Here is a 20739-nt window from a genome sequence, read left to right as displayed (position 1 = left end):
GCGTCCCCCGGCATGATCCGGCGGGGTGCGGGGCCGCGGTCATGAGGCGGGGGTCAGGCCGGCCTCGTAGGCGACGATCGCGGCCTGGACGCGGTTGCGGACCTCCAGGCGGGTCAGGATCGCGCTGACGTAAGCCTTCACCGTCCCCTCGACGACGTGCAGGCGGCGCGCGATCTCGGCGTTGGACAGGCCCGCGCCCACCAGCGCCAGCACTTCCCGCTCCCGCGGGGTCAGCGCGGCGGTGCGGCGGCGCGCGTCGGCGCCGTGCGACATCCGGCCGCCCGACAGCTCGGTGATCACCCGGTGGGCGGCCTTCGGGGACAGGTAGGCCGCGCCGTCGGCGACCGCGCGGACACCCGCGATCAGCTCGTGGGGATCACCCGACTTCAGCAGGAAGCCGGCGGCGCCGCCGGAGAGGGCGCGGGCGATGTACTCGTCCTCGCCGAACGTGGTCAGCATGATCACCTGGGTGGCCGGGGCGGCCCGGCGGATCTCGGCGGCGGCCGCCAGCCCGTCCAGGCGCGGCATCCGGATGTCGAGCAGCGCCACGTCGGGGCGGTGGCCCAGCGCCAGCTCGACCGCCTCACGGCCGTCGCCGGCCTCCGCGACCACCTCGATCCCGGGGTCGGCGGCCAGGATCGCGCGTACCCCGGCACGGATCATCGCCTCGTCGTCGGCGAGCAGAACCCGGATCACCTGTGTCGCACTCCCTGTCTCCCTGTCGTTCCGTCTTCGTCGTGTCGTGTCTCGCCGGCCGGCCGGCGCCCGCAGGCGGTGCGGGTCAGGGCGTGCCGGTCCGGGGTTCGGTCTCGGTGGCGGCCGGCCGCGGTGGCAGCAGGACGTCCTTGCGGGCCAGGCGGTCGCCGTCGAAGCACAGCCGGTAGAGCCGTCCCATGGCCAGCACGTTGGCGTCGGTCCGGTAGTAGCGGCAGCTCAGGCCGGGCGGCTCGGGATGATCGGCGCGGCGGGCACCCGAGTCGATCACCTCCATGCGCGGCAGTACGGGGTCCATGGCCGCCAGGCTCGTCCCGGGCCGCAGCGCGGCGTAGTCGGACGGGCGCAGCACCGAGTTCATCGTGGCGTACACGTAGTACCCGACCATGATCGCGCCCAGTACGGCGCTGAGCCCGGCCGGGACCGCGACGGCCGTGGCCAGGCCGCGGCGGACCTGGCGGCGCTCGCGTTCCAGCCGCAGCGCCGACTCCGACGGCGGCTCCCCGTCCCCGGGCACCGGGCCGGTCGTGCCGCCGCCCGGTGCGGGCGCGGCCGGGAGCGCGGCGACGACGCGGAACCCGCCGCCGGGCGCGGACCCCGTGCGCAGCGTGCCGCCCGCCAGGCGGACCCGCTCGGCCAGCCCCGCCAGCCCGTACCCGCCGCCCGGCCGCTCCGCGCCCCGCGGGCCGCCTGCCGGGCCGCGGGCGGGGGCCGGGTCGCCGGCGAGCCGGTCGATCCACGGCGCCGCCGCGGTGGCGGCGGACGCGGTGGCGGTACGGGAACGGTGGCCGCCGCCCGCGCGGGCCGGCGCGGTCTCCGGTGCGGCGGTGGGCGCGGGCGGGGCGGCCTGGTTGGTGACCGCGATGGTGACGGTGTCGCCGTCCTGCTCCAGCCGTACCGTGACCGGGGCGCCGGGGGCGTGCTTGGCGGCGTTGGTGAGGGCCTCCTGCACGACCCGGTGCGCGGCCAGCGCCACCATCGGCGCCACGGGCGGTACCGGTGGGGTGGGCGGCGGCGCGTCCGGTGCGGAGGCGCTCTGCGAGGCGGCGCTTCGCGGGGTGGCGGGGACCAGGGCGGGGGCCGAGCCGGTGAGGCGTACGGGGATGCCGGACGCGGCGGCGCGCGCCACCAGGTCGGTGATGCTCTCGCGGGCCGGGCGGGTCGCGGCGGCGTCCAGACCATCGCCCAGGCCATCACCCAGACTGTCGCCCAGGCCGCCGTCCAGGCCCGGTTCCGGGGCCGCTCCCCCGCCGCGGCCGGTGCTCTCGCGCAGGATGCCGATGACCTCGCGCAGGTGGTCGGTGGCCTCGGCGGCGCCCGCGCGCAGCTCGGCGGCCGCGGCGCGGTGCCGTTCGGGCAGGTCGGGCGCGACCTGCAGCGCGCCGGCCCGGACCGCGATCAGGGCGAGCTCGTGGCCCAGGGAGTCGTGCATGTCCTGGGCGATGCGGGAGCGCTCGCGCAGCCGCTCGCGTTCGGCGACGATGCGGTGCTCGCGTTCCAGCTGCTCGGCACGCTGCCAGCCGGCGTGCAGGAGCTCGCGGTACTGGCGCCAGTAGCGGCCCACCAGCCAGGGCAGCACGCCCAGCAGCACCAGCCAGATCGTCAGCGGGAACCAGGTGGTGACGTCGATGCCGCGCGCCAGGTTGACGATCGTGCCGCCCACGAACGTGCCCGTGAAGATCCACAGGAGGGGGCGGGCGCGGGCCATCCGCAGCCCGGCCAGGTAGGCGACGACCGGCAGCGCGAACACGAAGTTGGCGTGGATCAGCAGTGCCACGATCACGGTCGCCAGCGGCGCCAGCGGCCACGCCCGGCCGACGGCGAAGGCGGCGCCGACCGCGGCCACGCCCGCCAGCTGGACCCACACCGACACGGCGGCGGTGCCCTGGGGCGTCATCCCGGCCACCACCGGGAACATCAGGACCGCCCACAGCAGCGCGTCCCCGACCGCGGCGCGGCGGGAGGGGCGGGCCGTCAGCGCCCGCAGGACGCGGCCCGGCGGGCCGGAGAGCTCGGGAAGGTCGGCGCCGTTCACGCTGGTCACAGTACAAGCCGGGCAGGCCCGCCGGTACTGACGAAAGTAGGGGTCGCCCGCCGCCCCGGCCCGGTGCGTGGCGGGACGGCCCGGGCCGCGACGGGACGCGGCTGAACTACGGTGGTGCCGTGAAAGCGATCCGTTGGCCACGGGGCCTGGCCGGTGACATCGTGCTGGCGGTCGCCGCGTTCGCGGTGACGGTGGTGTGGTCGGCGGGGTCGGCGCAGCCCGAGGACGCGCCGCTGTGGCCGGGCGGCGTCGCGCTGATCGCGATCGTGTCGGCGGCGCTGGCGCTGCGGCGCCGCCATCCGCCGGCGGTGCTGGCGATCGCGACGCTGGTCACCCCGTTCTACTACCCGCTGGGCTACCCGGACGGGCCGATCGCCTTCGTGTTCCTGGTGGCGCTGTTCACCGCGAGCGTGCGGTCGCGGCCGTGGGTGCCGCTGGCCGCCGTCATCGCGATCAACGCCGGGTTCGTGGCGGTCGGGGCGCTGCGCGGGGGCGAGCGCAGCTGGAACCCCAGCGCGTTCGTGGAGGCCGAGGACGTCGCCGGGCTCAGCGTGATGCTGCTGGCCACGATCGCCGCCGGGCAGTACATACGCAGCCGCCGCGCGCTGCTGGCCGACGCCGAGCGGCGCGCCGCCGAGGCCGAGCACGACCGCGAGCAGGAGGCGCGCCGCCGCGCCACCGAGGAGCGGCTGCGCATCGCCCGCGAGCTGCACGACGTGCTGGCCCACCAGATCTCGCTGATCAACGTGCAGGCGGGGGCGGCGCTGCACCGCCGCGACGACCCCGAGCGCGCCTACGCGTCACTGGAGGCGATCAAGCAGGCCAGCAAGGAGACGCTGCGGGAACTGCGCGGTGTGCTGGGGGTGCTGCGGCAGGTCGACGAGGAGGACGCCGGCGGGCCGGTGCCGGTGGAGCCGGCGCCGTCGCTGGCGCTGCTGGAGGGCCTGCTGGAACGCGCCCGCGCCGCCGGACTGCCCGTGCGGCGCGCCGGAGAGGTCACCGACGCGCGGCTGGGCGAGCTGCTGGCGCCGCCGGCCGCGCTGGCCGGGTACCGGATCGTCCAGGAGGCGCTCACCAACGCCGCCCGCCACTCCGGCGCCGCCGAGGTCACCGTCGCGGTACGGTTGCGCGGCGGCGCGGTGATCGTCCAGATCGACGACGACGGGCCGGGACCGGTGGACGCGGCGGCGCTGGAACGCGGCAACGGGCTGCGCGGCATGCGCGAGCGCGCGGCCGCGGCCGGTGGCGAGGTCTCCGCCGGGCCGGTGCCGGGCGGCGGGTTCCGGGTGCAGGCGCGCCTGCCCGCCGAGCCCGGCGCTGAGGCCGGCTCGGAGACGGGCTCGGAGACGGGCTCTGAGGCGGGGCCGGGCGAACGGGTACGGGAAGTAGAGGAGAACGCGTGATCCGGGTGGTGCTGGCCGATGACCAGACACTGGTGCGGGCCGGTTTCCGGTCCATCCTGGAGGGCGAGGACGACATCGAGATCGTCGCCGAGGCCGGCGACGGCGAGGCCGCGGTGCGGCTGGCCGCCGAGCTGCGCCCCGACGTGGTCCTGATGGACATCCGGATGCCCGTCCTGGACGGGCTGGAGGCGACCCGCCGGATCGTCACCGACCCGCGCCTGGACGGCGTCCGGGTGGTGATCCTGACGACGTTCGACCTCGACGACTACGTGTACGGCGCGATCAAGGCGGGCGCCAGCGGGTTCCTGGTCAAGGACACCGAGCCGACCGAGCTGATCCACGGGGTGCGGGTGGTGGCGCGCGGCGACGCGCTGCTGGCGCCGACGGTGACCCGCCGGCTGATCGCCGAGTTCGCCTCCCGCATCACCGCCCCGCCGCCGGCCGCCGAGCTCAACGCCCTCACCGACCGCGAGCGCGAGGTCCTGGAGCTGGTGGCCGCGGGGCTGTCCAACGAGGAGATCGCCGGGCGGCTGGTGCTGTCGCCGGCCACCGCCAAGACCCACGTCAGCCGGATCCTGGCCAAGCTCGGCGCCCGCGACCGCGCCCAGCTCGTGGTGCTGGCCTACGAGACCGGCATGATCCGCCCCGGCTGGCTGAGCTGACCCGCGAGCGCCGCAACCGGCCCGGCGCCGCCGGTGTTGACCGGGACGTGACGGTAACCGACCAGACGCTCCCCGCACCGGACACCGCCGCCGGCCCCGCTCCCGGCGCCCTCGCCGACGAGGACCCGGAGACCGGCCAGGACGGCGACGGCGACGGCGGCGACCCGGCCGCCGCCGCCGTGGTCGCCGCGCTGCGCGGCGACCTCGACGAGGGCTTCGCCGCCCTGTACGAGGCATACCGCGGCACGGTGTTCTCCACCGCGCTGCGCCTGAGCGGCCGCTGGGCCGAGGCCGAGGACCTGTCGGCCGAGGCGTTCCTGCGCGCCTACCGGGCCCTGTGCGGGTACGGCCCCGACCGCCTGGCCGCGCTGCGGCCGCGCGCGTGGCTGCTGACGATCCTGGCCAACCACTGGCGCAACACCCTGCGCACGGCCGCGCGGCGCCCGCGGCAGGGACCGCTGGAGGAGGCGCCCGATCCGCCCGACCCGGCCGAGGGCGTGGAGGCCGCCGCGGCCCGGCACGAGACCGGCCGCGAGCTGGCCGGCCTGCTGGCCGAGCTCAGCGCCGCCCAGCGCGCCGCGGTCGTCCTGCGGCACGTCGCCGACCTGCCCGTCGCGGAGATCGCCGAGGTCCTCGGCGTCCCCACGGGAACGGTCAAGTCGCACATCTCCCGCGGCCTGGCGCGGCTGCGCGCCCTCACCACCGACCACGACGCCCTACGCGCCACCGCGGCCGGCACCGGCCGCCGCGGCGTGCGCGCGGACTCCACGCAAGGGGGCACCCCATGAACACCAGTCACCACCGGCGCCCCGGCGACCCCGGCCCCGGCGGGCTGGAGGAGGCGCTGGCCGCGCTGGCCACCGACGCCCCGCCCGCCCTCCTGGACCGCGTCGCCGCCCGCCGCGTCCAGGTCCCCGGCCCGCTGGAGGACGTCCACGTGGCCTTCACCGACCACGGCGTGGCGTTCCTGCGCGCCGGCATGGACGAGCGCGCCTTCACCGCCGCGTTCCGGGAACGGTTCGCCCGCCCGCTGCTGCCCGCCGACCGGCCCCCGGCCGGGCTCGAGCCCGCCCTGCGCACCGGCCGCGCCGGCTCCCTGCGCCTGGACCTGCGCGGCCTCACCGACTTCGAGGCCGCCGTGCTGGCCGCCACCGCCACCATCCCCCGCGGCCAGACCCGCCCCTACGCCTGGGTCGCCCGCCAGGCCGGCAACCCCGGCGCCGTCCGCGCCGCCGGATCGGCCCTGGGCCGCAACCCGCTCCCGCTGCTGATCCCCTGCCACCGGGTCACCCGCTCCGACGGCGCCATCGGCCAGTACGTCTTCGGCGCCGGCGCCAAGGAACGCCTCCTGCGCGCGGAGGCGGTCGACCTGGACGCGCTGGCCGAGCTGGCCCGCCGCGGCGTCCACTACCTGGGCAGCGACACCACCGGCGTGTACTGCCACCCCACCTGCGCCGACGCGCGCCGCATCACCCCCGCCCACCGCAAGGGGTTCCGCAGCCCGGCCGCCGCCGAGGCCGCCGGCTACCGCCCCTGCCTGCACTGCCGCCCCGGCCTGGCCACCCCCGCCTGAACCCACCGCGGCGCCAGGCCAGGAAGCCCGGGGGCGGTGGCGGAGGCGCGCCCCCGGCCGGTCAGGCGGCCGGGACGTCGACGAAGCCGCTCGCGCCCCGGCGCGAGCGGGCGCGGCCCGCCGTGACACCGGCCACCCACGCCTCGAACCCGGCCAGCTCCGGCACCGCGACGGCCACGTCCGCCTGGACCGCCTCGCCGTAGCGGACGTCGGACGGCTGCCGGCCGGTGCCGTGCAGGTCGCCCAGGAAGCGGCCCGCCAGCGCGTGCTCCACCTCCACCGTCACCGTCACCACCGGCACCCGCTCCACCACCGCGGCGGCCTCCACCGCCTCGGCCACCGCCTGCCCGTAGGCGCGCACCAGCCCGCCCGCGCCCAGCTTCACCCCGCCGAAGTAGCGCGTCACCACCGCCGCCACGCAGGTCAGCCCGTTGCGGACCAGCACCTCCAGCATCGGCGCGCCCGCCGTGCCCGACGGCTCCCCGTCGTCGCTGCTCTTGGTGATCTCCCCCAGCTCCCCCACCACGTAGGCGGTGCAGTTGTGGGGGGCGTCGCGGTGCGCGCGGCGGTGCCGGGCGATGAACTCCACCGCCGCGGCCTCGTCGGCCACGCGCGCCAGCGTGCAGACGAACCGGGACCGGCGGATCTCCAGCTCGGAGGTGACCACTCCGCTGATCGTGCGCATGATGGCCCGAGTCTAGGCCGCCCGGATCGCCGCCCCGGATCGCCGGTCCGGGGTCACCCGCGCGGGTACGGCCAGGGATTGGCGCGGCACCCGTACAGCGACAGCGTCTGCTGCACCATCACCGGCGCCCGCCGCCCCGGCGCGGGGCAGCCGCGGTGCCCGCGCCCGAGCGCGTGCCCGACCTCGTGGTTGACCAGGTACTCGCGGTAGGCGGCCACGTCACCGCGGTAGGGGGCGGCGCCCTGGGCCCAGCGGCGCGCGTTGAGGACGGCGCGGCCGCGGGCGTGGCACGACACCTGCCCGCGGGTGTCCAGCGGCCGGCACATGCGGTCGGTCAGCGCCGGGCTCGACAGCGCCACACGGAACCGCACCGGCCCGCCGGCGACGCGCTGGAACCGCAGCCGCCCGCCGCGGCCCCAGCCGCGCGGGTCGTTGAGGACCCGGTGCACCTCGGCGGCGAACCGCTCCGGGGCGAACGGCAGCCCCCGCTCCACCTCCACCATGTACTGGACGACGAACCCGCGCCGCCGCGGCGGCGGGTCGGTGCCGGGAACGGCGGCGTAGCGGCCGGTGGCCGCGCGCGGCACCCGCACCGGCGGCGGCTGCCGGCGCCCGTTGACCACGGCCGGGTCCCGCGCGCCGGCACGCGGCCCGGCGGCGGTGCCGGCGGCCGAGGCGTCCGGCCGCGGGTGCGGGGCGGCGACCGTCCAGGCGACCAGGGCCGCCGATGCCGCCGCCAGGACCGCCCAGCCCGCCGCCGCCCACGCCCGCGCCCGCGGCCTGCGGCGCCGGTGGCGGCGCCGTGCGGGCGGCGCGGACCGGCGCGCGGGCCGCTCCTTGAGTTCCTGCATGTCGCCGCGCCGCGCTCAGCCGGCCGCGGCGCGGTCGCGTGGATCGTCCGCCTCGTGCATGGCCGCCCCCCTCGATGCGACGCACCCCGAAGATCACTCGCATCAGCCTCGCGCATCGTAACCAGAGCGTCGCACATGGTGACGGACGAGGATTCCGGGAGGGTCTCCCCTGGTTCCGGCATATGCGGCGGAACGGCGGGCGGGTGGACGCCGGAGAGGGGCGGGTCAGCCGGCGGAGCGTTCGCCGATCATCGGCAGCACGTCGGCGATCGACGGCAGCACGTGCGAGGGGCTGAACGGGAAGCGCCCCACCTCCTCCTTGCGGGTCACCCCGCTCAGCACCAGGATCGTCTCCAGCCCGGCCTCGACGCCGGCGACCACGTCGGTGTCCATCCGGTCGCCGATCATCGCGGTGGACTCGCTGTGCCCGCCGACCCGGTTCAGCGCGGTGCGCATCATCAGCGGGTTGGGCTTGCCGATGAAGTAGGGGTCCACGCCCGTCGCCTTGGTGATCATCGCGGCGACCGCGCCGCACGCCGGCAGCGACCCCTCGGTGGACGGGCCGATCGGGTCGGGGTTGGTGGCGATGAACCGGGCGCCCCGCTCGATGAGCCGGATGGCCCGGGTGATCTGGGAGAAGCTGTAGGTGCGGGTCTCGCCGAGCACCACGTAGTCGGGGTCGATGTCGGTCAGCACGTACCCGGCCTCGTGCAGCGCGGTGGTCAGCCCCGCCTCGCCGATCACGTACGCCGACCCCTCCGGGCGCTGGTCGGCCAGGAACTGCGCGGTCGCCAGCGCCGAGGTCCAGATCGCCTCCGCCGGGACCTCCAGGCCGATGGAGGCCAGCCGCGCCGCCAGGTCGCGGCGGGTGTAGATGGAGTTGTTGGTCAGGATCAGGAAGCGGGTGCCCGAGGCGGTCAGCCGGCGGATGAACTCGTCGGCGCCGGGGATCGGGCTCCCCTCGTGCACCAGGACCCCGTCCATGTCCGACAGCCAGTACTCGATCGGCTTGCGCTCCGTCATGCGTCCATTCTCGCAGCCCGCGGGCGCGTGCCGCGCACGGACCGTTGACCGGGCGGCGCGCCGGACCGTAGATTCGCCTCAATTCTAGAATTCTGTTCGGTGACGGAGGTAGTGCGTGAAGACCATCGCCGAGACGCGGGCGGCCATGACCGCCCCGGGGCAGCCGTTCGAGATGGACGAGATCGAGATCCGCGGCGTCGCCACCCGCGTCTGGAAGAACGCCCCCACCACCCTGCCCCAGATCCTGGAGCTGTCGCGCGCCCACGGCGACGCCGACTTCCTGGTCTACGAGGACGACCGCCTCACCTTCGCCGAGCACCACGCCCGCGCCGCCGCGTTCGCCCGCCGCCTCATCGACCGCTACGGCGTCGCCAAGGGCGACCGCGTCGCCATCGCCATGCGCAACTACCCCGAATGGTCGGTGGCCTTCTTCGGCGCCGCGCTCGCCGGCGCCGTCGCCGTCCCCCTCAACGCCTGGTGGACCGCCGCCGAACTGGAGTACGGCCTCACCGACAGCGGCGCCAAGGTCGTCGTCGCCGACGCCCAGCGCGCCGCGCGGCTGGCCGAGGCCCTGCCCCGCCTCGGCCTGCCCGCCGTCGTCGCCCGCCCCGACGGGCCGCTGCCGCCCGGCGCGCTCTCCTACCAGGAGTTCCTCGGCGACGTCGACCCCGCCACCGAGCCGCCCGCCGTGGACCTGGACCCCGAGGACGACGCCACCATCTTCTACACCTCCGGCACCACCGGCCGCCCCAAGGGCGCCCTGGGCACCCACCGCAACATCACCACCAACCCCGTCAGCCTCGCCTACGGGACGCTGTCGGCCGCCGTGCGCGCCGGCGGCGAGCTGACCGCCCTCATGGCGCCCCAGCGCCGCGTCACCCTGCTGTCGGTGCCGTTCTTCCACGCCACCGGCTGCCACTCGGTCCTGGTCTCCAGCGCGCTGCAGGGCGGCACCGTCGTGCTGATGTACAAGTGGGACGCCGAGCAGGCCCTGCGCCTCATCGAACGCGAGGGCGTCACCGGGTTCGGCGGCGTCCCCACCATGGCCTGGCAGGTGCTGACCTCGCCGAAGTTCGGCGACTACGACACCTCCAGCCTCACCGGCGTCAGCTTCGGCGGCGCGCCCGCCCCGCCCGCCCTGCTGGGCACCATCACCGAGCGGCTGCCCGCCCGCGCACCCGGCAACGGCTACGGCCTCACCGAGACCTCCTCGGTCACCACCTACAACGGCGGCGCCAACTACCTGGAACGCCCCGACAGCGTCGGCCCGCCCGTCGCCGTCTGCGACGTCAAGGTCGTCGACCCCGCCGGCGGCGGCGAGCTGCCCGCCGGCGAGGTCGGCGAGCTGCTCATCAAGGGGCCCAACGTCATCAAGGGCTACTGGAACAGGCCCGCCGACACCGAGCGCGCCTTCACCGCCGGCGGCTGGTTCCGCAGCGGCGACCTGGCCCGCCTGGACGGCGACGGCTTCGTCTACATCGTCGACCGCGCCAAGGACATGCTCATCCGCGGCGGCGAGAACATCTACTGCGCCGAGGTCGAGGCCGCCCTCTACGAGCACCCCGCCGTCGCCGACTGCGGCGTCATCGGCGTCCCCCACGACGTCCTGGGCGAGGAGGTCGGCGCCGTCGTGCTGCTGCGCCCCGGCACCGAGCTGACCGCCGAGGAACTGCGCGCGTTCCTGGCCGAGCGCATCGCCGCGTTCAAGGTCCCCGCACACGTCTGGTTCCGCGACAGCGAACTGCCCCGCAACCCCGGCGGCAAGCTCCTGAAGACCCAGCTGCGCGCCGAACTCATCGGCTGACCCCGCCCCCGGCCCCGGCCGCCGCACCCGCCGCCGGCCGGCCCCTTCGGGGGCGGCCGGCGGTAAAGTGGATCATGTGAGCGACGACATCCGCCCCGGCACCGCCATCCGCCAGATCGCCCCCGCCGAACTGGCCCCCGGCCCCGGCTACAGCCATGTGATCAGCGTCGACGCGCCCGGCCGGCTGGTCGTCGTCAGCGGCCAGGTCGCCCTGGACGCCGCCGGCACCCTGGTCGGCCCCGGCGACCTCGCCGCCCAGACCCGCCAGGTCTTCACCAACCTCGCCGCCGCGCTCACCGCCGCCGGCGCCGGCTGGGAGCACGTCATCAAGCTCGGCTACTACCTCGTCGACGCCCGCGACGTCGTCACCGTCCGCACCGTGCGCGACGAGTTCCTGCCCGCCGGCGTCACCCCCGCCAGCACCCTGGTCCAGGTCGCCGCGCTGTTCCGCGACGACCTGCTCATCGAGATCGAGGCCCTGGCCGCCGTACCCGCCTGACCCCGCCCGGCCCCCCGCCCGGCCGCGTTCCCGCCGCCCGGGAACGCCAGCCCCGGAACGCGAAAGGGCGCGGGGCCTGCCGCCCCGCGCCCTGACCGTCGTGCCCGTACCGGCGAACCGGGGGGCCGTACGAGCCGGTCAGACGTTGACGCCGAAGTCCGACGCGATGCCCGACAGGCCCGAGGCGTAGCCCTGGCCGACCGCGCGGAACTTCCACTCCGTCCCGTGCCGGTACAGCTCGCCGAAGACCATCGCGGTCTCGGTGGAGGCGTCCTCCGAGAGGTCATAGCGGGCGATCTCGGAGTTGTCGGCCTGGTTGACGATCCGGATGAAGGCGTTGCGGACCTGGCCGAAGCTCTGCTGGCGGTTGTCGGCGTCGTAGATCGACACCGGGAAGACGATCTTGGCTACCTCCGCCGGGACGGTCGCCAGGTTCACCTTCAGCTGCTCGTCGTCGCCCTCGCCCTCACCGGTGAGGTTGTCGCCGGTGTGCTCCACCGAGCCGTCGGGGCTCTTGAGGTTGTTGAAGAAGATGAAGTGCTTGTCCGACAGCACCTTGTTCTCCTGCGAGCACACCAGGGCGCTGGCGTCCAGGTCGAAGTCGCTGCCGGTCGTGGTCCGCACGTCCCAGCCCAGACCCACCACGACCGCGGTCAGCCCGGGAGCCTCCTTCGTCAGCGAGACGTTGCCGCCCTTGCTCAGACTGACTCCCACTGTGTCTACCTCCGTATCGACTCCGCACGGGCATCGGTCGCCCGTACGGTCTGTAACGAGAACGGTAGTCAACCGGCACCGGTTCCCACCGCCGCTTCCGCTACACGGCGCACCAAATCCGCCTCCGCACACCGTAGGGGACACTGCCCGCCCCGCGCTGCCCGCAGGCGCCACGATTCAGGGACCGTTCAGGGAGACCGGGCCCCGCGGCCCCGCCGCCTCACGGCCTCACAGCCCCGGGACGAACGACACCGGTGCGGCCACCTCCGCCGGCACCTCCAGCGCCGCCGCCAGCTCCGCCGCCCGCGGCGCCAGCTCCTCGCCCAGCCGCCCGCGCAGGTCCCACACCCGCTGCAGCGACCCCGGCTCCAGCACCCCCGCGTCCAGCAGCGTCCCGGCGCGCCGGTCCATCCAGCCCAGCGCGTGCAGGCCCAGCAGCGGCCGCAGCACCGCCGGCCCCGACCCGGCCGCCCGCGCGCACACCTCCAGCACCATCCGGTCCCCGCACGCCCGCGCCGTGCGGGCCGCCAGCGCCAGGTTGGCGTTCCAGGCCGCGAACGCGTCCGCGCCCGCCGCCAGCTCGGCCGCCACCCGCGCCGCCAGCCGCTCGCGCATCCGCGCCTCGCACTCCCCCGCCAGCCGCACCCACTCGCCCGGATCCAGCAGGTCACCGCCGCCCCGCGGCGCCGGTCCGGCACGCGGCGGGACGTACCGGTCCAGGTCGGCCATCGCCCGCGCCGTGTCGAACAGGATCAGCTCGTTGTCGCCGCCGGCGTTCATGTAGGCGTGCGCCAGGCCGCGGTAGCCGTTGAGGCGGTCGGTCGCGGTGAACCCCGGCGCGCCCGCGTGCACCCGGCACATCGACACCGTCTCCTGTGCCAGCTCGGTCGCCGCCGCCTTCAGCAGCGCCAGGTCCCGGTCCACCGCCGACCACGGCGCCCACGCCGTCTCCGGCCCGCCGCCCGGATCCGCGTCCGCGGCCGCGTCCGGGCCGTCGGCGCCGGTACGGGCCCGCTTCACCCGCCCCGCCACCGCCGTCAGCGCGTACGCCGTCGCCAGCGCGCCCAGCACCGCCTCCCGCTGGTTGCGGTAGTCGGTCAGCGGCCGCCGCGGCGCCAGCCGCCCCAGCGTGGAGCGGTCCGCCGAATGCGCCCACAGCAGGTGCGCCGAGGCCCGCGTGATCGCCGCCGACACCGACACCACCGCCCGCCACACCGCCGGCGCGATCCCCATCGACCGCGTCAGCCGCTGCGCCGGCCCGCCCGCCGGGTCGTGGAACGATCCGCCGGGACCCAGCCGCGCCCCGTCGCGCAGCCACGCCTCGTAGGGCACCCGCAGCCCGTCCAGCCGCACGGCCGCGTAGTCGACCTGCAGCCCGGTGGTGTCGGGCGCGGGGACGATCGTCACGCCCTCGGGCGGTGTCCCGTCCGGCCCGCGCAGCGGCACCACGAACACGAACACCCCCCGCTCGGCGCCGCCGTGCACCAGCGTGGCGTAGACGGCGGCGGTCTTGGGAACGGCGGGATGGGCGGTGCTGGTGGGGAACTTCACCGCCCGCGCGTCCGGCGTCTCCAGCACGAACCCGCCGGTCGCGGCGTCGAAGCGGGCGAGGGTGCGCGGCGACAGGTGGCTGTTGCTGCGGCCCACCTCGGTCATCAGCAGCGTCCCGAACGAGGCCATCGACTCCAGCGACTCGCGCTCGCGCCGCGGCCCCTCCTGCTCGGCGCCGAACCGCAGGATCGGGCCCAGCGCCAGGGTGTAGTGCAGCAGCATCACGTGGAACAGCGCCGGGTCGGCGATCGCGGCGCGCTCCAGCAGCGCGCACAGGGCGGGCGGATCGTTGAGCAGCTCGGCGGCCGGCGGCGCGGCACGCCCGGCCGCGCGCAGCCGCCGGTAGGTCAGCTCCTGCCGCTCGCGCGGCGCCAGCCCGTCGGGCTGGGCGAAGAACTCCCCCGGCACCGCCTCGTCCAGCAGCGCGTGCGTCTTGCCGCTGAGCCCGGGCCCGCGCACGAACGCGACCAGCTCCGGATCGGGACCGCGGAAGTCCGAGCGGGAGGAAGAGGAGCTGGCCGAGGCTGAACGAGGCGAGGGTGAGTGCGCGGAGGCGCTGTGCGAGGAGGCGGGATCGGGTGAGGCGGGATCGGGTGAGGACGGAGAGGAGGGAGTACGGGTGGTGCCCATCGCGACGCTCCTGTTCACGGATCGGGTACTGCTCACGCGCGGACTCGGGAGCGCGGGCGCTCCTCGCGCAGCGGCGCCAGCGTCGCCACGCCCGGCAGCGTCAGCCGCGCGCACTGGCACAGCGCATCCCCCGCGCCCGCCTCGGCGAACAGCGACGCGCCCGCGCGGTGCACGGCGCGCAGCGTGTCCGGCAGCCGCACCGGCCGCACGATGCAGTCGGCGAGCGCGCGGTGCAGGTCGTCGTCGTCGGTGTAGGCGCGTCCCCGTACCGGCGAGTGCACCGGGATCCGCATCGGGCGCCGCGGGTAGGCGCGGATCATCGCGTACCACTGGTCGTCGGCGCCGGCCATGGCCGGATGGTGCGACAGGTAGGGCACCGCGAGCCGCACCGCGCGCACGCCGGCGGCGCGGGCGGTGTCCAGGACCTGCTCCAGCGGCCCGCCGGGCCCGCTGACCACCGTGGCCGACGGGGCGTTCAGGCAAGCCACCACGACCTGCCCGGCGGTGCCGGCGCGGCCGATCAGCGCCTCGGCGCCGTCCTCGCCGGTCTCCAGCAACCCCAGCCCGCCGCCGGCGCCGCGGCGCGCCAGCACCTCCACCAGGCTGCGCGCCATCCGCGCGCCGTCGCTGACGCTGAACGCGCCCGCGCACACCAGTGCCGCGATCTCGCCGAAGCTCTGCCCGACGGCGAAGGCGGGCACGGTCCCGGTGGCGCGCATGGCCCGGTCGGCGGCCACCGAGGCGGTGTAGGCGGCCAGTTGCGCCACCCCCGGGACGCGGGCCGCCGCGCGGTAGCGGGCGGGGTCCTCCAGCAGGACGGCGCGCATGGACGGCCAGCGCGGCGAGCGCGGCAGGGCCTCGCGGACCGCGTCCAAGACGTCGTCGACCGCGCACGCGGCGGCGGGGCCGCGGGCGGCCAGCGCCCGCAGGTCGGGCGGGCCCGCCGCGCCGGTGCCGGGGAACAGGAACGCGCAGGCTTCGTCGGGCCTGCGCTCGTGGGGCCAGCCGGAAGAGAGGGCCACGCGGCTCTCCTTACCTCGAAGGGAGACTCTCTTTGCCGTACGGATAAAGCGCGCGCTGAACCACCTAGTCAGGCATAAACGGTGCGAAATTCAATTATCACTCAATGAATCGGCCTGACAACCGTCCGCACGGACACCGGCCGGTCACCCGGCCGGGACGGTCCCGGGAGCAGCGGAGACAACGGGAGTCACGGGAAACAGGAGGCGCCCCCCATGCCTGTCCGGCCGCAGCACCGCCGCGACCACCGGCACCCCGAGCAGCCGCCCGCCGATCACCGGCCCACCGACCACGTGGCTGCCGGTCGCGTGCCCGCCGATCACCGGGGCTGGGCGATCCGCGCCACCGGGTCGTACCTGCCCGGGCCGCCCATACCCAGCCGGGCCCTCTCATGCGAGCTGGGACTGGACCCCGGCTGGATCGAGCGCCGCACCGGCATCCGCAGCCGGCACGCCGCCGCCCCCGGGCAGGCCGCCTCCGACCTGGCGGCCGAGGCCGCCCGGCGCGCCCTGGACGCCGCCGGGCTCGGCCCCCGCGACATCGGGCTGATCGTGCTGGGCACCTCCACCCCCGACGAGCTCGGCCCCGCCACCGCCTGCCGCGTCCAGGCCCTGCTGGGCGCGAGCCGCGCCGCCGCGTTCGACATCGCCGCCGCCTGCACCGGCTTCGTGTACGGACTCCAGGCCGCCGTCGGCTGGCTGGCCACCCGCCGCGGGCCCACCCCGCACGCCCTGGTCATCGGCGTCGAGGTCTACTCGCGCTTCCTGGACCCGGGCGACCGCGCCACCCGCGCGCTGTTCGGCGACGGCGCCGCCGCCGCGGTGATCGGCCCCGCCCCCGCCCCGTACGGGATCGGCCCGCTGACCCTGGGCTCGGACGGCACCCGCGCCGGCGACGTGCTCATCCCGGCCGGCGGCAGCCGCCGCCCCACCGCCCCCGGCACCCTGGCCGACCGCGGGCACACCATCCGGATGGACGGCCGGGCCGTGCGCGACTTCATCACCGAGATCTTCCCCCGGCTGGTCGGCGAGGCCGCCGAGGAGGCCGGGGTCAAGCCCGCCGACCTGGACCTGGTCGTCCCCCACCAGCCCAACCCGCGGCTGGTGGCCTCGCTGGCCGCCGAGGCCGGCCTGGAGCCCGCACAGCTGGTCATCGCCGGCCACGACGCCGGCAACATCGGCGCCGCCAGCCTTCCCTACGCCCTCGACCGCGCCGTCCGCACCCGCGGCATCGCCACCGGCGAACTGGTCCTGCTGGCCGGGTTCGGCGCGGGCCTGACATGGGCGCACACGGTCGTCACCTGGCCACCGGGCTGACGGCCGCGGATTCCCGCACGGCGTCCTGACCCGGCGCGGCGGGTGCGGGACGGCGGCGGGGTCAGGCGCGGGAGGCGGCCAGGCGGAGGCCCAGGCCGATCATCGCCGCGCCCGTCATCCCGTCGATCGCGCGGCGGACCCGCTCGCGGGCGAACACCCGGCGCAGCGCGCCCACCACGTTCGCCACCACCGTGAACCAGGCCAGCGCCACCACCGCGGCGATCACCGACAGCACCAGCGTGTCGGTGACCGCCGGGTGCTCGCCCAGGAACTGCGGCATCAGCGCGACGAAGAACACCGCCGCCTTCGGGTTCAGAACGTTGCACAGCAGGCCCTGCCGCAGCGCCGTGCGCCGCGGCGCCGCCGGGCGCTCCCCGTCCCGCCCGTCCTGCCCGTCGGTGCCGCCGCCGCGGGCCGCCGCGCGCAGCGACCGGATCCCCAGGTACAGCAGGTACGCCGCGCCGACCACCTTCACCACCGTGAACGCCGCCGCCGAGGCCGCCAGCAGCGCCGCCACGCCCAGCGCCGCCGTCGCCGCCCACACCAGCACCCCGGCGGCCACCCCCAGCGCGGCCGCCGTGCCGCCGCCCCGGCCGCCCACCGCCGCGTGCCGCACCACGATCGCGAAGTCGGGGCCGGGCGACATCGCCCCCACCCACATCGTCACCGCGAACGCCACCATCTGCGCCGTCGTCACCGCTCTCACCCCGTCCCCTCGAAGCCGCCGACCAGGCTACCGGCCAGCAGCTCCACGGCCCGGTCCACGTCCCGCTCGGTGGTGTAGAGGTGGAACGCGCAGCGCAGCCGCCCGGCCCGCACCGACGCGGCCACCCCGCCGGCCCGCAGCCGCTCGGCCGTCCCCTCACGCACCGCCACCGACACGATCGCCGAATCCCCCGGCGGCAGCCCCAGCCCCGCCCGGAACCGCCGCGCCATCGCCACGTCGTGGGCGTGCACCGCCTCCACCCCCACCCGCGCCAGCAGCTCCAGCGCCGGGGCGTGGCCCGCCCAGCACTGCCAGGCCGGCGACAGGTCCAGCCGGCGCGCGCCGGCTGCCAGCCGCAGCGGCAGGCCGTACACCGACTCCCACGGCCGCTCCCCGGCGTACCAGCCCGCCGCGACCGCCGGCAGCTCCGCCAGCGCCTCGTCCGTCCCGGCCAGGAAGCAGGTGCCGCGCGGACCCAGCAGCCACTTGTAGCCGCCGCACACCAGCAGGTCGACCCGGCCGGCCGGCAGCGGCAGCCAGCCCGCGGCCTGCGTGGCGTCCAGCAGCACCCGGGCGCCGTGCGCGCGGGCGGCGGCGATCAGGTCGTCCATCGGCGCGATCCGCCCGTCGGCCGACTGCACCGCCGACACCGCCACCAGCGACACCTCAGGGCCGACCGCGCCGGCCATCTCCTCCAGCGGCACCGGCCGCACCGCGATTTCGGGACGGGCCAGGAACGGGAACAGCAGCGAGGTGAAGTCGCCGTCGGCCACCAGCACGGTCGCGCCCGCCGGCAGCGACGCCGCCACCAGCCCGACGAAGTACGACACCTGCGGCCCGATCGCGACCCGCTCCGGCGCGATCCCCGCCAGCGCCCCGAACGCCGCCCGCGACCGCGCCACCGCCTCGTCCATCGCCCGCGAGGCCATCAGCCCCGCCGCGCGGTCGCGCTCGGCCGCCAGCATCGCCTCGTGCGCCGTCCGCGGCGGCAGCCCGTAGGTGGCGGTGTCCAGGTAGGCCACCCGCGGCGTGAACTCCTCGCGCGCCCGCGCGATCGACATCTCGCCCATCGCCCGATCATGACCCATCCGGGCCGCGCGCCGTCGCGCGAGGTCGGCGCGGCCCATCCCAATGGCGCGGTCAGTCCGGCGACACATCCGTCCGGCAGCAGGGGCAGTCGGGCGGCTCGATCAGTCCGGCGGCGCAGTCAGACGGGCGGCGCAGTCAGACGGGCGGGTCGGCGGCGGCCGCGTAGCGGGCGGCGAGCGCGCGCAGATGATCGCGCAGCTCCGGCGGGTCCAGCACCGTGAACCCCACGCCGAGGCCGCCCAGGAAGCCCGCCAGCGCGTGCAGAGAATCGCCGCCGGTCTCCAGCTCGCACGTCCGCTCGTCCACCGCGCGCAGCAGGCCCGCCGCCGGGGTGAGCCGCTCGGCGACCGCCTCGGCGGAAGCCTCCAGGCGCACCCGCGCCGGGTAACGCCAGGCCCGCGAGCCGGCGCCCCGCACCACGTGCTCGCCCGCCCCGCCCTCGGGCGGCTCGCGCGGGACGAACCGCGGCCCGTTCGGCGTGCGCGGGCTGATCCGGTCGGCGCGGAAGGTCCGCCAGTCCGCCCGGTCGCAGTCCCAGGCCAGCAGGTACCAGCGGCGTCCGGTGTAGACCAGCCGGTGCGGCTCGGCGGTGCGCACGCTCGCGGTCCCGTCGTGGCCGCGGTAGTCGAACCGCAGCCGCTCGTGGTCGCGGACGGCGGCGGCGATCACCGTCAGCGCCGCCGCGTCCACCGCCGGGCCACCCGCGGCCACCGACACCGTCGCCGCGCTCACCGCGTCGGTGCGGTGCCGCAGCCGCGAGGGCAGCATCTGGCGCAGCTTGGCCAGCGCGCGCACCGAGGTCTCCTCGATCCCCGCGACGGTGCCGCCGGCGGCCGCGTGCAGGCTGACGGCCACCGCGACCGCCTCCTCGTCGTCCAGCAGCAGCGGCGGCAGCGTGCCGCCCGCCCCCAGGCGATAGCCGCCGGCCACGCCGGTGGTCGAGTGCACCTGGTAGCCCAGGATCCGCAGCCGCTCGACGTCGTTGCGGACGGTACGGGTCGTCACCTCCAGCCGCGCGGCCAGTTCGGCGCCCGACCAGGAGGGGCGCGCCTGCAGCAGCGACAGCAGCCGCAGCAGGCGGACCGAGGTCTCCAGCATGCCCTCATCCTGCCAGCATTGCGGAACCGCACGTTCCGCAAGGGGGCGTAGCTTCGGGGTATGACGAACACACCGGACCAGGTCCGCCCGTTCCGCATCGACGTCCCCCAGGCCGAGCTCGACGACCTGCGCGAGCGGCTCGCGCGCACCCGCTGGCCCGCGCAGCCGGCCGGCACCGGCTGGAGCCGCGGCGTCCCGGTCGACTACCTGCGCGAGCTCGCCGCGTACTGGCGCGACGGCTACGACTGGCGCAAGCACGAGGCCGCGCTCAACGACATCCCGCAGTTCACCACCGAGATCGACGGCCAGACCTTCCACTTCGCGCACGCCCGCGCCGCCGACCCCGGCGCGCTGCCGATCGTGCTGCTGCACGGCTGGCCCGGCTCGCCCGCCGACTTCATGAAGATCATCGGGCCGCTGTCGGAGCGCTTCCACGTCATCGCGCCGTCCCTGCCGGGCTTCGGGTTCTCCACGCCCCTCAGCGGCTCCGGCTGGGGCGTCAACCGGTCCGCCGCCGCGCTCATCGAGCTGATGGAGCGCCTCGGGTACGGCCGGTACGGCCTGCACGCCTTCGACGCCGGCAGCGGCGTGGCCAACACGATGCGGCTGCTGGCCCCCGGCCGGATCGCCGGGCTGCACCTGGCGCTGGCCGCCACCGACGACATGCTCGGCGTCCTGGCCCCCGACGGCACCATGAGCGTGCGGCCCGGCATCGCGGCCGGCCAGGAGGGCATGGGCAACTTCCAGATCCAGTCCACCCGCCCGCAGACCCTCGGGTACGGGCTGACCGACTCCCCCGTCGCCCAGCTCGCCTGGATCGTCGAGAAGTTCAAGGAGTGGACCGACCCGGCCGCCGAGCTCCCCGAGGACGCCGTCGACCGCGACCACCTGCTGACCAAGGTCACCCTGTACTGGCTCGGCTCCCTGGGCGCCTCGTCCGCGCACTTCACCTACGAGCTGCGGCGGGACATGGCCCGGCCGGTCGAGCCCGGCGAGGGGTCGCCGGGCGCGGTGCCGGTCGGCATCGCCGAGTTCTCCGCCGACCCCGCCGTCCGGCCGCTGGTCGACCCGCAGGGCGTGGCCGCGCACTGGTCCGGCTTCGAGCGCGGTGGCCACTTCCCCGCCATGGAGCAGCCCGCCCTGCTGGCCGGCGACCTGCGCGACTTCTTCACCGGCCGGCACTGACCGCCCGCCGGGACGGGGCGGGGCGGGTACGGCCGGGAACCGGCCCCTAGATCGTTGATGGGAAATTGTGTGCTGGTCAGTGGTCGTAGGCGGTGAGGGAGCGTTTGACGGGTGCGTCGATGAGCCAGTTGTGCCAGATGGCGGCGTTGAGCGCGAGGATGCGCTGGGCGAT

Annotated in this window: 19 protein-coding genes; 8 read left to right on the top strand and 11 right to left on the bottom strand. The window is 76.4% G+C overall.

Features of this window, described 5'->3' with window-relative positions; all coding sequences use genetic code 11:
- Nucleotides 1-39 precede the first annotated feature (39 nt).
- Entirely contained in the window at nucleotides 40-696 is a 657-nt protein-coding gene (locus tag ACA361_RS41235; RefSeq protein ID WP_375020603.1) for a response regulator, read from the bottom strand.
- An 85-nt stretch (nucleotides 697-781) separates the two neighbouring features.
- Nucleotides 782-2749: a sensor histidine kinase gene (locus tag ACA361_RS41230; RefSeq protein ID WP_375020602.1), complete on the bottom strand. Its 1968-nt coding sequence runs from the start codon at nucleotides 2747-2749 to the stop codon at nucleotides 782-784.
- Nucleotides 2750-2877: 128 nt separating this feature from the next.
- Between ACA361_RS41230 and ACA361_RS41225 the strand changes: the two genes are divergently transcribed.
- From ACA361_RS41225 to ACA361_RS41210, 4 genes are read left to right on the top strand one after another with little or no spacing between them, the layout of a single operon-like run.
- Nucleotides 2878-4161: a sensor histidine kinase gene (locus ACA361_RS41225; RefSeq protein WP_375020601.1), complete on the top strand. Its 1284-nt coding sequence runs from the start codon at nucleotides 2878-2880 to the stop codon at nucleotides 4159-4161.
- Nucleotides 4158-4823 (top strand): response regulator, encoded by a 666-nt coding sequence (locus ACA361_RS41220; protein WP_375020600.1) that lies wholly within the window; start codon nucleotides 4158-4160, stop codon nucleotides 4821-4823. Before ACA361_RS41225 ends, ACA361_RS41220 begins: the two co-directional genes overlap by 4 nt.
- A 47-nt stretch (nucleotides 4824-4870) precedes the next feature.
- Nucleotides 4871-5611, top strand: a complete 741-nt coding sequence (locus tag ACA361_RS41215) for an RNA polymerase sigma factor (protein WP_375020599.1) — start codon at nucleotides 4871-4873, stop codon at nucleotides 5609-5611.
- Nucleotides 5608-6396 (top strand): methylated-DNA--[protein]-cysteine S-methyltransferase, encoded by a 789-nt coding sequence (locus ACA361_RS41210; RefSeq protein WP_375020598.1) that lies wholly within the window; start codon nucleotides 5608-5610, stop codon nucleotides 6394-6396. Before ACA361_RS41215 ends, ACA361_RS41210 begins: the two co-directional genes overlap by 4 nt.
- A gap of 61 nt (nucleotides 6397-6457) precedes the next feature.
- Here the strand turns inward: ACA361_RS41210 and ACA361_RS41205 are convergent, their stop codons facing one another.
- The 3 genes from ACA361_RS41205 to ACA361_RS41195 form a co-directional block, all read right to left on the bottom strand.
- Nucleotides 6458-7081: an IMPACT family protein gene (locus tag ACA361_RS41205; protein ID WP_375020597.1), complete on the bottom strand. Its 624-nt coding sequence runs from the start codon at nucleotides 7079-7081 to the stop codon at nucleotides 6458-6460.
- 53 nt (nucleotides 7082-7134) lie between these two features.
- Nucleotides 7135-7932: a DUF3152 domain-containing protein gene (locus tag ACA361_RS41200; RefSeq protein WP_375020596.1), complete on the bottom strand. Its 798-nt coding sequence runs from the start codon at nucleotides 7930-7932 to the stop codon at nucleotides 7135-7137.
- A 225-nt stretch (nucleotides 7933-8157) separates the two neighbouring features.
- Complete coding sequence (locus ACA361_RS41195) at nucleotides 8158-8955, bottom strand: HAD-IIA family hydrolase (RefSeq protein WP_375020595.1); 798 nt, start codon at nucleotides 8953-8955, stop codon at nucleotides 8158-8160.
- A 115-nt stretch (nucleotides 8956-9070) separates the two neighbouring features.
- Here ACA361_RS41195 and ACA361_RS41190 point away from each other — a divergent pair, with 115 nt between their 5' ends.
- Nucleotides 9071-10759 (top strand): class I adenylate-forming enzyme family protein, encoded by a 1689-nt coding sequence (locus ACA361_RS41190; RefSeq protein WP_375020594.1) that lies wholly within the window; start codon nucleotides 9071-9073, stop codon nucleotides 10757-10759.
- Between the two features lie 76 nt (nucleotides 10760-10835).
- Entirely contained in the window at nucleotides 10836-11258 is a 423-nt protein-coding gene (locus tag ACA361_RS41185; protein ID WP_375020593.1) for a RidA family protein, read from the top strand.
- A gap of 138 nt (nucleotides 11259-11396) precedes the next feature.
- Here the strand turns inward: ACA361_RS41185 and ACA361_RS41180 are convergent, their stop codons facing one another.
- From ACA361_RS41180 to ACA361_RS41170, 3 genes are all read right to left on the bottom strand, one after another.
- Nucleotides 11397-11972: a TerD family protein gene (locus ACA361_RS41180; protein ID WP_375020592.1), complete on the bottom strand. Its 576-nt coding sequence runs from the start codon at nucleotides 11970-11972 to the stop codon at nucleotides 11397-11399.
- Between the two features lie 228 nt (nucleotides 11973-12200).
- Entirely contained in the window at nucleotides 12201-13982 is a 1782-nt protein-coding gene (locus tag ACA361_RS41175) for an acyl-CoA dehydrogenase (RefSeq protein ID WP_375020591.1), read from the bottom strand.
- A 203-nt stretch (nucleotides 13983-14185) separates the two neighbouring features.
- Complete coding sequence (locus ACA361_RS41170) at nucleotides 14186-15175, bottom strand: ACP S-malonyltransferase (protein ID WP_375020590.1); 990 nt, start codon at nucleotides 15173-15175, stop codon at nucleotides 14186-14188.
- A 213-nt stretch (nucleotides 15176-15388) separates the two neighbouring features.
- Between ACA361_RS41170 and ACA361_RS41165 the strand changes: the two genes are divergently transcribed.
- The gene (locus ACA361_RS41165) at nucleotides 15389-16489 is read left to right on the top strand and encodes a 3-oxoacyl-ACP synthase III family protein (protein WP_375020589.1); all 1101 of its coding nucleotides are present in this window, start codon (nucleotides 15389-15391) and stop codon (nucleotides 16487-16489) included.
- 61 nt (nucleotides 16490-16550) lie between these two features.
- On the opposite strand, the gene ACA361_RS41160 is transcribed toward ACA361_RS41165, so the two are convergent.
- From ACA361_RS41160 to ACA361_RS41150, 3 genes are all read right to left on the bottom strand, one after another.
- Nucleotides 16551-17186: a LysE family translocator gene (locus ACA361_RS41160; protein ID WP_375020588.1), complete on the bottom strand. Its 636-nt coding sequence runs from the start codon at nucleotides 17184-17186 to the stop codon at nucleotides 16551-16553.
- Nucleotides 17187-17191: 5 nt separating this feature from the next.
- The gene (locus tag ACA361_RS41155; protein WP_375020587.1) at nucleotides 17192-18265 is read right to left on the bottom strand and encodes an aminotransferase class V-fold PLP-dependent enzyme; all 1074 of its coding nucleotides are present in this window, start codon (nucleotides 18263-18265) and stop codon (nucleotides 17192-17194) included.
- A 154-nt stretch (nucleotides 18266-18419) separates the two neighbouring features.
- Nucleotides 18420-19382, bottom strand: a complete 963-nt coding sequence (locus ACA361_RS41150; protein WP_375020586.1) for a helix-turn-helix transcriptional regulator — start codon at nucleotides 19380-19382, stop codon at nucleotides 18420-18422.
- A gap of 60 nt (nucleotides 19383-19442) precedes the next feature.
- Between ACA361_RS41150 and ACA361_RS41145 the strand changes: the two genes are divergently transcribed.
- On the top strand, nucleotides 19443-20567 hold the full coding sequence (locus ACA361_RS41145) for an epoxide hydrolase family protein (protein ID WP_375020585.1): 1125 nt from the start codon (nucleotides 19443-19445) through the stop codon (nucleotides 20565-20567).
- Nucleotides 20568-20739: the final 172 nt, after the last annotated feature.

Origin of the sequence: Actinomadura sp. 21ATH (assembly GCF_041951345.1) — a bacterium.
Taxonomy (GTDB): domain Bacteria; phylum Actinomycetota; class Actinomycetes; order Streptosporangiales; family Streptosporangiaceae; genus Spirillospora.
The sequence above is the reverse complement of the archived record's forward strand: the minus strand, read 5'-3'. Positions and strand labels throughout refer to the sequence as shown.

Excerpts from the sequence above, each read along its gene's own strand:
- ACA361_RS41210 (WP_375020598.1), top strand. The coding sequence starts at position 5,608 with ATGAACACCAGTCACCACCGGCGCCCCGGCGACCCCGGCCCCGGCGGG.
- ACA361_RS41205 (WP_375020597.1), bottom strand. The coding sequence starts at position 7,081 with ATGCGCACGATCAGCGGAGTGGTCACCTCCGAGCTGGAGATCCGCCGG.
- ACA361_RS41200 (WP_375020596.1), bottom strand. The coding sequence starts at position 7,932 with ATGCAGGAACTCAAGGAGCGGCCCGCGCGCCGGTCCGCGCCGCCCGCA.
- ACA361_RS41195 (WP_375020595.1), bottom strand. The coding sequence starts at position 8,955 with ATGACGGAGCGCAAGCCGATCGAGTACTGGCTGTCGGACATGGACGGG.
- ACA361_RS41165 (WP_375020589.1), top strand. The coding sequence starts at position 15,389 with ATGCCTGTCCGGCCGCAGCACCGCCGCGACCACCGGCACCCCGAGCAG.
- ACA361_RS41155 (WP_375020587.1), bottom strand. The coding sequence starts at position 18,265 with ATGGGCGAGATGTCGATCGCGCGGGCGCGCGAGGAGTTCACGCCGCGG.
- ACA361_RS41150 (WP_375020586.1), bottom strand. The coding sequence starts at position 19,382 with ATGCTGGAGACCTCGGTCCGCCTGCTGCGGCTGCTGTCGCTGCTGCAG.
- ACA361_RS41145 (WP_375020585.1), top strand. The coding sequence starts at position 19,443 with ATGACGAACACACCGGACCAGGTCCGCCCGTTCCGCATCGACGTCCCC.